Origin of the sequence: Anaerofustis stercorihominis (assembly GCF_005844425.1) — a bacterium.
In the GTDB taxonomy this organism is placed as follows: Bacteria; Bacillota; Clostridia; order Eubacteriales; family Anaerofustaceae; genus Anaerofustis; species Anaerofustis butyriciformans.
In genome coordinates, this window is sequence record NZ_SPHL01000048.1 from 1 (window position 1) to 10,876 (window position 10,876).

At 28.9% G+C, this 10,876-nt stretch carries 13 protein-coding genes; 9 read left to right on the plus strand and 4 right to left on the minus strand.

All coding sequences use genetic code 11. The features are described from left to right. The 3 genes from FGQ49_RS10425 to FGQ49_RS09360 all read left to right on the plus strand — a co-directional run. On the plus strand, positions 1–360 hold a 360-nt coding region (locus FGQ49_RS10425), incomplete at its 5' end, for a hypothetical protein (protein WP_171020668.1). Next, positions 360–875, plus strand: coding sequence for an adenine phosphoribosyltransferase (locus FGQ49_RS09355; RefSeq protein ID WP_138269603.1), 516 nt, complete (start codon positions 360–362; stop codon positions 873–875). The genes FGQ49_RS10425 and FGQ49_RS09355, both read left to right, overlap by 1 nt. A gap of 16 nt (positions 876–891) precedes the next feature. Beyond that, entirely contained in the window at positions 892–1,500 is a 609-nt protein-coding gene (locus FGQ49_RS09360) for a hypothetical protein (protein WP_138269604.1), read from the plus strand. Between the two features lie 22 nt (positions 1,501–1,522). On the opposite strand, the gene hemZ is transcribed toward FGQ49_RS09360, so the two are convergent. From hemZ to dtd, 4 genes are read right to left on the minus strand one after another with little or no spacing between them, the layout of a single operon-like run. Next, entirely contained in the window at positions 1,523–2,881 is a 1,359-nt protein-coding gene (gene hemZ, locus FGQ49_RS09365) for a coproporphyrinogen dehydrogenase HemZ (RefSeq protein ID WP_138269605.1), read from the minus strand. After that, positions 2,882–3,508, minus strand: a complete 627-nt coding sequence (locus FGQ49_RS09370; protein WP_138269606.1) for an MBL fold metallo-hydrolase — start codon at positions 3,506–3,508, stop codon at positions 2,882–2,884. A 1-nt stretch (position 3,509) separates the two neighbouring features. Continuing rightward, the gene (locus tag FGQ49_RS09375; protein ID WP_138269607.1) at positions 3,510–4,037 is read right to left on the minus strand and encodes a hypothetical protein; all 528 of its coding nucleotides are present in this window, start codon (positions 4,035–4,037) and stop codon (positions 3,510–3,512) included. Between the two features lie 5 nt (positions 4,038–4,042). After that, positions 4,043–4,492, minus strand: coding sequence for a D-aminoacyl-tRNA deacylase (gene dtd, locus FGQ49_RS09380; protein ID WP_138269608.1), 450 nt, complete (start codon positions 4,490–4,492; stop codon positions 4,043–4,045). A gap of 236 nt (positions 4,493–4,728) precedes the next feature. Here dtd and FGQ49_RS09385 point away from each other — a divergent pair, with 236 nt between their 5' ends. Genes FGQ49_RS09385 through FGQ49_RS09410 form a run of 6 tightly spaced genes read left to right on the plus strand, consistent with a single transcriptional unit; the run spans position 4,729 to position 10,867 of the window. Continuing rightward, entirely contained in the window at positions 4,729–5,283 is a 555-nt protein-coding gene (locus FGQ49_RS09385) for a Maf family protein (RefSeq protein ID WP_138269609.1), read from the plus strand. A gap of 3 nt (positions 5,284–5,286) precedes the next feature. Then, positions 5,287–5,961 carry a RadC family protein gene (gene radC / locus FGQ49_RS09390; RefSeq protein WP_138269610.1) on the plus strand — a complete coding sequence of 225 codons (675 nt, stop codon included), beginning with the start codon at positions 5,287–5,289 and terminating at the stop codon, positions 5,959–5,961. A gap of 34 nt (positions 5,962–5,995) precedes the next feature. Then, positions 5,996–6,694, plus strand: coding sequence for a 2-C-methyl-D-erythritol 4-phosphate cytidylyltransferase (gene ispD / locus FGQ49_RS09395; RefSeq protein WP_138269611.1), 699 nt, complete (start codon positions 5,996–5,998; stop codon positions 6,692–6,694). Positions 6,695–6,703: 9 nt separating this feature from the next. Next, entirely contained in the window at positions 6,704–8,569 is a 1,866-nt protein-coding gene (locus FGQ49_RS09400) for a thiamine pyrophosphate-dependent dehydrogenase E1 component subunit alpha (protein WP_138269612.1), read from the plus strand. Next, positions 8,569–9,549 carry an alpha-ketoacid dehydrogenase subunit beta gene (locus FGQ49_RS09405; protein ID WP_138269613.1) on the plus strand — a complete coding sequence of 327 codons (981 nt, stop codon included), beginning with the start codon at positions 8,569–8,571 and terminating at the stop codon, positions 9,547–9,549. Before FGQ49_RS09400 ends, FGQ49_RS09405 begins: the two co-directional genes overlap by 1 nt. A gap of 19 nt (positions 9,550–9,568) precedes the next feature. Further along, a complete protein-coding gene (locus FGQ49_RS09410; RefSeq protein WP_138269614.1) occupies positions 9,569–10,867 on the plus strand; it encodes an E3 binding domain-containing protein in 1,299 nt (432 codons plus the stop codon). Positions 10,868–10,876 lie beyond the last annotated feature (9 nt).

Sequence of the window (10,876 nt, forward strand, 5' to 3'; positions counted from 1 at the left end):
GATTTTGACAATGATGTATTTGAAAATACTTCATATAAATATTTGAAAACATCAAGGAATTTAAAAAGTGTAAGAATTACAAGAGAATTTTTCTTATATTTGTATAAGAAATTTAAGATATTGATGTATACTACAAATGATATTTACGAGTTTATGGAAAATATTAGAAATGAAAGTGATGTTGAAATAAATTATTTTACAGTAAGACTTGCACTTGATATAATGAAAGAAATGAATATATTGAATTATTCTCTTAAAAATGATAAACTTAGTCTGTCGTTTAATAAGATAACAAAAAAATCAGACATAAATAATACTAATATAATGAAAAAATTAAATTTTAGATTGGGGACATATTAATGGATTTAAAGAGTAAAATTAGAGTAATTGAAGATTTTCCAAAGGAAGGAATAAGTTTTAAAGATATAACAACACTTATAAAAGATAAAGATGCTTTAAAAGAAACAATAGACAGACTTTGTGACTATATTCCAAGTGATGTAGATTTAATTGTAGGACCAGAATCAAGAGGTTTTATTTTCGGAACTGCTGTAGCTTATAAAATAGGTGCAGGTTTTGTTCCTGTAAGAAAGCCTGGTAAATTACCTGCTGAAACATTAAGTTATACTTATGACCTTGAATACGGCACTGATACAATCGAAATTCACAAAGATGCTATAAAAAAAGGTGATAAAGTTGTAATCATAGATGACCTTATTGCAACAGGTGGAACTTTAGAAGCGAGTGCAAAAGCTGTTGAAATGCTTGGGGGAGAAGTTGTTGCAATAGTTGCATTAATGGAACTTACAGGTTTAAATGCAAGAGATAAATTAAAAGCATACGATGTTCATACATTGGTTGAATATGAATTTTAAATAGGAAGTGAGTTTTATGGATTATTTTATGATGTCGCCACAGATTCTTAATTCAATATATCTATGTTGTGTGTATGTGGCTTTGGTTGGAATAATTATTTTTGCTTTACTTAAAATAAGAAGAATAAAAATAAATAAGGGTAAACCGAATTTAGATGAAAATATAGTTCAAAATAATAACCCTTCAATTTTAACCTTAAGTTCTAATAAGTTAAGTAAATCTTTAACTGTAAGATACTTTTCTATTTTTACTATATCAGGTTTCTTACTTGTATTTGGATTTATGGGAATGCAGACACTTAAAAATAACATCACAATGAAGCCAAGTTTTGTTATAAGTGTACTGCTTGGTTTTACAGGACTTGTTATTTTTGCTCTTGTTGAATATGCTGTTGATTTAATGGTTAAACATGATGCTATTTTCTCTGCAAATACGGTTGGTTTAGAAGCTTTGGTTTACAAAGATATAAAAGCCAAAAAAGGCGGTACGGGAAAAATAAGACTTTCAATAAATGATAAAGTTGTTGAATTTGATGCCGTAACAAATGCTGAAGTAACCTTGAGAAAAGGTGCAAAAGTAACTATAACAAATTCGCTAAGCGATACCAGTGTGGTAGTAGAATAAAAAAAACGCCTTTTTAGGCGTTTTATTTTTTTAATAAAGAAATATATTCATGTTCTTTTCTTTTTATTATTTTTGATATTTCTTTTATATATATATTTGTATCTTTTGTTGTATCAACTCTATATGTTTTATCTTCATTTTTTACATATACTTTTCCTGCCCCACCGGCGCCAAGAGCAATTACACTACTTTTATTTTTCATTGTTTTTATGTTGTATATACATTCTCTATCTTTTTTTGCAAATCCAACATTTTCTCCCATACATAAACTTTGCTTTTGTTTGTACAAATAGTATGGATTATATTTATTTTCTTCAAGCAAATCAAAGCATTTCTTTTGAATAGAATAAAAATTTTCATTTTCAAATTTTATATGTTTTAATTCGCTTGCTCTTTTAAGTGCAAGTGTATGTATTGTTATATTGTCTGCATTTAAATCTACAAGTGTTTTTACTTCATCAAAAAAGGATATAATATCTTCTTTGTTTAATCCCATGATTAAATCACAGTTAGTAATAAAGTCGTATTTTTTTATAAGTTCAAAAGATTTAAAGAATTCTTCTTTTTTTATTCCTCTGTTACATAAATTTAAAACATCTTCATTAAATGACTGCGGGTTTAGGCAAATTCTTTTTACGTTGTTTTCTTTTAATATTTTTAGCTTTTCTTCTCTTACGAGGTCTGCTCTTCCAAGTTCAAAAGTAAATTCAATATCTGTATTTATATATTTATTTATATTTTCCATTAACATTTTAAGATTATATTCGTTTAGTATTCCGGGAGTTCCTCCTCCTATATATATGGAATCTAGTTTGGTTTGTGTTTTATCTAAAATGTTGCTTATGGATTTTATTTCTTCTATTAAGCATTTTGTATAATCTGTTAGAATGCTGTTTTCTTCTTTTAATATTGTTGAAGGGAAAGAACAGTAAGAGCATCTTTTGGGACAGAAGGGAATATGGATATATAAACTTGCCAAATCATCGTTTATAAGTTCTTTTTGTGTTTGCTTTGTTTTAATTAATAGTTTTATTTTATCTTCTCTTACAAAATAGTATTTTTTTAGAATATGTATTATTTCTTCCTTTGATTTGTCTTTATACATATTTAAAATGTTAATGGGTTTTACTCCTGTTAAAACTCCGTAAGGGAATGATTTTTTTGTTTCTTCTTTTAAAACTTTATAAACAAGTCTTTTGGTGGTATTTTTTTCAGATATTTTAATTTCTTCTTTATAGATATTGTTTTTATACTCTAAATAAATAAAATTACCCTTTGAGTATAATTTCATATAGATATTCTTATACTCTTCAGGGTAAAATATTTGTAATATTTCACGAACGTGAATTTCTTTTATGTTATTGTCTGTTGTTATATTCATTTATGCTCTGAAAAATCCGTTTAGTTTCTTTTCCTCTTCTATTGTTGTAGGTTCTCCATGTCCTGATAGAAGAGTGTAATTTTTATCAAGAGTATAAATTTTATTTCTAATTGAACTTTCAAGCTCAGTAATGCTTCCACCATATAAATCTGTTCTTCCGATTGAGCGGTAGAATAAAGTATCTCCACAGAAAATTACGTTTTCGTCATCTATTTTATAACAAACCCCGCCTTTAGAGTGTCCCGGAGTAAAAATAACTTCGATTGTGCTTCCTTCAAAGTCTATTTTTTCTTTGTCAAAAACAAATTCATCTGCATCTTTTATTGTGATATTCATTCCCATCATAAGAGCTGAACCGTTTTTATTTGGGTTAGAAAGCATTTCGCTGTCATTTTCATGAATATATACTTTGGCACCTGTTGCCTCTCTTACCATATCAACTCCTGCAATGTGGTCAAAATGCCCGTGTGTTAAAAGTATTTTTTCAATGTTTAAGTTCTCTTTTTTTATATAATCAATAAGTCTAGTATCGTTATGACCGGGATCTATTATGATTGATTTATCATTTTTTGTTACAATATAACAATTTGTGCCTACGGGGCCAAGTTGAAAAGCTCTAATATCCATTTTATTTTTTCCTTTCTTCAAGTTTACATAGAATACAGCTCCCTTTTGTAAGAAAGCTTTCTTTTTTATAATATTTTACCATATCAGGGTCCAGTTCTTGTAAAATTGCCATATGTTTTTTACAAAGAGTTTTTCCGTAGTTTTCAAGATATCCTTTAGGAATATCTGTTTCGTATAATAAAGGTTCTCTTTGAATGTCTTCTTCACATATTACAATCATATAAGCTTGATCTTCATCGCTGTAATCCGTTACAAATTTAAAAGATATGTTGTTTTTTGTAAAATATTCGACCAAATAAGTTTGAATTGCATCATCTGTCATTTCGCTTACTATTACTTTTTTTATTGGTAATGTATTATTTATTTTTTCTATAAAATAAGTAACAGATTTTGTATCGGCTATATCACCCTTGAAATAACAATATATCTCGTCTTCAAATACTCCAAGAATTCTTTTTGTTTTACAGATATTATCTATCATTAAATCGTTTTGTAAAAATTCATGAACGTCTAATCTTTCTTCACCCATAATAGTTACTCCTTGTTGTTAGTATCGTATATGATGGTAACGGGTCCGTCGTTATTTATTTCTACAAGCATATCCTCCCCGAATTCACCCTTTTTAACGTCAATGCCTTCTTCTTTTATTCCATCCATAAAATATTCATAAAGTTCGTTTGCTTTTTTAGGCTCCATTGCTTTTGTAAAGCTTGGTCTGTTTCCTTTTTTTGTGCTTGCGGCAAGAGTAAACTGAGATATAACAAGCATACTTCCGTTTACTTCTTTTATTGATAAATTCATTTTACCTTGGTTATCTTCAAATATCCTTAAATTTGATATTTTTTTTATTAAATAATCAGCATCTTCAAATGTATCATTTTCTTCTGCACAAAATAAAACATTAAAACCTATTCCAATTTCGGAAATAACTTTGTTATTAACGCTTACTTTTGAATTTTTTACTCTTTGAACAACAGCTTTCATAAATTTTTACCTCTAAGATATAAAATTCTTCAAATTTTAACAACGAGTTATTATACCATTTAAGAATATGAAAGTCCACAAAATAAAATTTATTTAATTTTAATTTTATTTTACGCTTTTAAGGAATTATACTATAAAATCTTTGTAAAACATATAGTTTAAACGCACTTTAATAAAAGCATAATGCTTGAAAGAAGCCTTGTTTTTTGGTATAGTTATCACAAGTGAGGATTTTTATGAAAAACATTATTTTAGCTTCAAAATCACCGAGAAGAAAAGAAATTTTAAGTATGCTAAATTTTCCTTTTGATGTTATTGTTTCTGATTGCGATGAAGAATTTGATTCACTATTATCCATTGAAGAGAATATAAAAAACGTTGCATATCAAAAGGCTTTAAGCGTATTTAAAAATCATAATGACAGTATTGTAATAGGTGCGGATACGGTGGTCTATTTAGATAACGAAATACTTTTAAAACCAAAAGATAAAGATGATGCAAGGAATATGTTAACAAAGCTGTCAGGTAAGTCTCATTATGTTATAAGCGGGCTTTGTGTTATGAATAAAGACAAAGTTGTAAAGACTTTTACAAAGACAGTTGTTACATTTAAAACAATGACAAATGAAGAAATAGAAGAATACATAAATACGTCTGAACCGTACGATAAAGCCGGAGGGTATGCCGTACAAGGACTTGCAAGCAAGTTTATCAAAGAAATAAACGGTGATTACTTTAATGTTGTTGGGCTAAGCATAAGTACACTTTATGATATATTAAAAGAGTTTTAAGATATGAAAGATGATAAAAATATTATTAATGAAATAGAAGAAAAAATGAATAGAGAAGGAGTTGTCAGTTTAAGTGATGAACAGCTTTTATCTTTATTAATAAGGAAAGGTGATTCAACCAAAAGTGTGATTGAGTTATCGAAAAATATAATAAGAAGATACGGTAGCTCCTTAAGCGATTTAGTGGGTATAACCAAAGAAGAATTGATTAAAGATAATCCCGGGATGACAGATTTAAAAGCAACAACTCTTTTATGTTCCATTGAAATGGGCGCAAGAACTTATTTAAAAAAAGAAAAAGCCAAATATATTTTTTGTACCCAAGATGTTTTAGATTTGTTAAGTTATGAGATGTCGTTTTTAAACGAAGAACATTTTAAGGTAATTCTTCTTAATACAAAGAATATGATTATAGATAGTATTTTAATTTCTGTTGGAACGATAAATACATCTTTGGTTCATGTAAGAGAAGTATTTAAAAATGCAATAAAAAAGAATGCAAATTCTATTATACTTGTACATAATCATCCAAGCGGGAATTCTATGCCATCAAATGAAGATAAAGTTTTGACAAAAAGGCTTTGTGAGGCAGGAGAGCTTCTTGGAATAAAGGTTTTAGACCATGTAATAATAGGTAAAGATAATTACTTTTCCTTTATGGAAGAAAATATGATATAATAATATATTATTTATTCTAAGGTTGGAGTAAGATATGAACGAAGATTTTGTAAGTGTAATTATTCCCGCAGCAGGCAGAGGAACCAGAATGGGGAAAAGTATCAATAAACAATATATTTCACTTGATAATAAAGCTATACTTACCCATACAATAATGGCTTTTGATAATTGTCCATATATTGATGAAATTCTTGTTGTTGTTGCCGCAAATGAGGAAAAATTATTTAAAAATACAGTTTTAAAAGAATATAAAATAAAGAAACCATATAAAATCGTTGTTGGAGGAAGTACAAGGCAAGCTTCTGTATACAATGCAGTAAAAAAAGTAGATAAAAAATGTACTATTATTTCTGTACATGATGGAGCAAGACCTCTTATATCAAACAAAGAAATAATTAACACTGTTTTAGGTGCAAAAAAATTTGGAGGCTGTGTACTAGGGGTACCTGTAAAAGAAACGGTAAAACAAGCTGATGAAAAGGGTTTTGTTTCTGCAACAGTAGAAAGAAGTACACTTTATAATATAAGAACACCACAGGTTTTTAAAGCTGATATTTTAAAAGCAGCTTTTGAAAATGCTGAAGAAAAAGGAATACTGGGAACTGATGATTCATACTTGGTAGAACAATATGGCTTGAAAGTAAAGATAATCAAAGGTTCTTATAATAATATAAAAATAACAACACCGGAAGATTTAATCTATGCTCAAGAGATTTTATCCAGCAGAAAATAGGGGGTAAAAATGAATATAAACAACCAAAAAATTGTTGAGTTATTTTATAAGATGTTAAAGGTTAGAGTTTTTGAAGAAAAACTTGCCGATTTATATGAACAAGGAAAAATACATACGAATTTATATTTATCCATAGGGCAAGAAGCCGTAAGCGCAGGAGCTATGGCAGCAATAAACGGAAAAGATAAAGTTTTTACTTCTCACAGAAACTTTGCTGCTTCAATATGTCTTGAAATGGATATAGAAAAAATGTTTAGAGAGATAATGGGAGTTGACGGAGGATATACTGATGGTATAGCAGGTCCCGGATATTTCGCAGATACAGAATCTGATATCTATGGAGCTTCTGCTCTTCCTGCAGGAAATGTTTCTGTTGCAACTGGTGTTGCAATGGGAGAAAAAATACACCATACAAATAATATTGTAGTATCTTTTATAGGAGATGGCGCAGTAAATGAAGGTGTATTTTCTGAAAGTGTAAATATGGCTTCAATGTTCAAACTTCCTATTATTTATCTTGTTGAAAATAATGCTTATGCAAAAGGACAAAGTTTTGCAAAAACATCAACAGTAAAAGATATTGCATCTCGTGGCAGTAGTTTTTCAATTCCGGGAATTATTGTTGACGGAAATAATGTTCTTGATATGTATGAAGCAATGCTTACAGCGGCAAGTTATGTAAGAGGAGGGAAAGGACCTATTATCCTCGAAGCTAAAACTTATCGCTTCAGTGGTCACCATTTGGCAGATAAAGCTTTATACAGAAGTTCAAAAGAACTTAGAGCATGGCTTGAAAAATGTCCTATAAAGCAATTAAGTAATTATATGCTTAACAATATGGTAGGCGTTGACGATGATCTTCAAATGATGAAAGACAGCATTTCCAATGAAATGGACAGTATCATAAATAAAATATTAAGCGAAAAAGAAATTAAAAAAGAAGAAATAAAAGAAAAAGAAGAAGAAAAAATATCAAAGAAAACTCAAATTGAAGAGGAACTAAAAGCTTTACTAGAACAAAAGGAATTTTTAAAACAAGCCGATACGTCTGTTATGATAGAAGAACCAAAACTTAAATCTTCAATTCAATTTGATGATGAAGAGTTATTTGGTGATGAAGAAGAAATAAGAGCAAATGATAAAGTGTTTGAAGAAATAAGACAGCTTAAAAATATTTTCCCTGAAAGAGATGATTCTCCTAAAGAAGAAATTAAGGTTGAAGATATATTAAAAAATGGACATACTCATACTTTAATATCAAATACTGATGGTTTTGCAGATGTTGATTTTAGAGACAGCTTAAAGAAAAAAGCTGAGAAAAATGCAAAATACGAAGAGGAAGATATTGTAACAGAAGAAGAGAAAAAATATATTGCTGACGCCGAAACTGTTCTTGATAATATATTTAAAGAAATAGACGAAGAAGAAAAAAAATATCAAGATGAAAACAGTGCAGGACAAGATGATGAACTTTATAATATTGTAGATGGATATGAAGATGAGGATATCCAATATGTAAATTCTTCTTATGATGATAGTGAAGATTATGAAAGCCTTAGAACGCAACATGAAAGCAATTATAATGAAGAGGTAATAGAAAATAAACAAGAAGAACCTTTTGATGAGGAAAAAGCTTTGCTTGAATATAATGTTGACGATGAAATAATCAATGAATACATGAGAAGAGTAAATGACAGTATAAATCAAAAAGAAGAAATTCCATCCAAACCTTTTAGTATGCCTGATAATAGTGATGATAACATAATAGATATAAGTGACGGAGACAGTTCAAATAATATCTCCAAACTTCATAACATGCTTAAAATAGATACAGATGATGACTCTGAATTTGATTTCTTTGGGGAGGATAAATAATGATAGAATTAACTTTTAAACAAGCTATAAAAAATACTCTTCTTTACGAATTAAGAACAAACAGAAATAGTGTTTTTGTATCTCAGGATATTGGTGTTTTTGGGGGAGAATACAAAGTTAGTAAGGGATTTGATGTTCAAATTCCGGAAGAAAGAATTATAGAAGTTCCGGTAAGTGAAAATGCTTATATAGGTTCAAGTGTTGGACTTAGTTTAAATGGATTTAATGTAATAACAGAAGTTCCGGGATGTAAATTTTTACTTAGATCTCTTGATCCAATCGTAAATTATGCATCAAAACTTCCTGCAATGGGAACTAATATACCGGGAAGTCTTCTTATAAGATGTCCTATTGGTTATAGCGGTTATACGGGTATACAAGATAATGAATCTATTGAGTCTGTTCTTTCATATTTTCCTGGAATAAAAGTTCTTTATCCTTCAAATCCAAAAGATGCTATTGGAATGCTTAGAAGTGCTTTTATGGAACACGAACCTGTAATATTTTTTGAAAATAAAAATCTATATGATACAAAAGGTGAAATAAGCGAAACCAAAGAAGAAAAAATTCCTTTGGGTAAAGCTAATATTACAAGAGAAGGAACAGATATAACAGTTATTGCTTACGGCAGTATGGTAAAGGAAGCAATGAAAGCAAGCGATGTTGCATATATGAGTAATGTAAAAGTTGAAGTGATTGACTTAAGAACAATAAAACCTATCGATTTTGATACAATTATAAAATCTGTTAAAAAGACCGGTAGGGTGATTATTATATCTGAAAGTTATAAGAGCTGTTCTGTTGGAAGTGAAATTGCAGCAACTCTTGCAGAAGGAGAAGCTTTTGATTATTTAGAAGCTCCAATAGTAAGAATGTGCAGTGATGATAAATTCCTTCCTTTTAATCCAGATAAAGCAAAAGAAATTCTCCCAAGTTCAGGAAAATTATTAGAAAAAATAATGCAATTGGTTGAATACTAATTCAGAAAGGGGTATACATATGACAAACTTAGGAAATTCAAAACAAAAAGCAAGTCCCGCAACAAGAAAGTTAGCTAAAGCTTTGGGAATTGATTTATCAGATATCGAAGGAAGCGGCGAAAACGGACGTATTGAAGCTAGTGATATTGAAAAATATTTAAGAGATAAAAAGAAAGTTGATAATGAAATATCTGATGATGTTTTTGTAAAAAAAATGAATGAAGATGACGAGTTCAAGATTTTGGAACAAAGAATAAATATGATAAACAGTGAAGAAGATATAGATAACTTTGATGAAGAATCGAACGCTATATATACAAATACAAATACACAAAAACCTTCAAAAGAAATAGACAATGCAGATTCTGATATAATTCAATTTATGATAAAACATCAAAATGATATTTATGATGATGAGGGAGAAGCTCCAAAAGATATAATTGTAAATTACGATCAAAATTCAAATACTATAACAAGTGAATATACAACACCTGAAGAAACAAGAGAAGAAAGAGAAGAAAAAAGCGATAGTATTGAAAAGATGAACAGAGACGAACAAGCTCAGTATTCTCCAATAATTGAAGAAGTTGTTTCTAAAGAATTTGATGAGGAAGGTAAAGAAATTCCTGTTGTTCCTGTTGAAAATAATGTAGTTCATCAAGTTGTTGTTCCTTTTGAAGAAGATCCTGATGATTATCCTGATACTGAAAGAGAAATAAATGAAAGTTTTGGAAGAAGAGTAATAATAACATTAAATGATGACACAAGCAGTTCTGTTGTAATTAATAAAGAACCTGTAGATGTTGAAGAAGAAGATACAAAACAAAATCAAGTTGTAATTGAAACTCATACACATAATTCTGTAAGTATGGGAATAAAAGCTCATTTGAATTTAGTAAAAGAAATGTTAGCTTCTTACTCTGATTTAAGTGAAAGAAAAGTTTTTAATACAATAGTAAAATCTATCGTATTTTCTCTTGATAAAGTAAAAATAGATTCTTTTACAGGAAAAATAAAAATTTGTAAATTCCATAATAATGAACTTACAGAAAAGAAAATTGAAGGTGTAAATGAACTTACTGTAAGTCAAATGGATAAAAATATGGTAGATATTGAAGATGGAGAAGATATTGATTATATTATTACGGATATGACTCCTTTGAATATTGATTATTATTATCCTAAAGCTTTTGAACAAAAGGTTGATATAACAGTATTAATTAAAGAAGATTATGTAAAAGTATATATAAATGCATGCGAAGATTTAATGAGCAGCATACAATGTGCAAAGAGGGTTTTTAACAAAAAAAGGGGATAGCGTTCATAC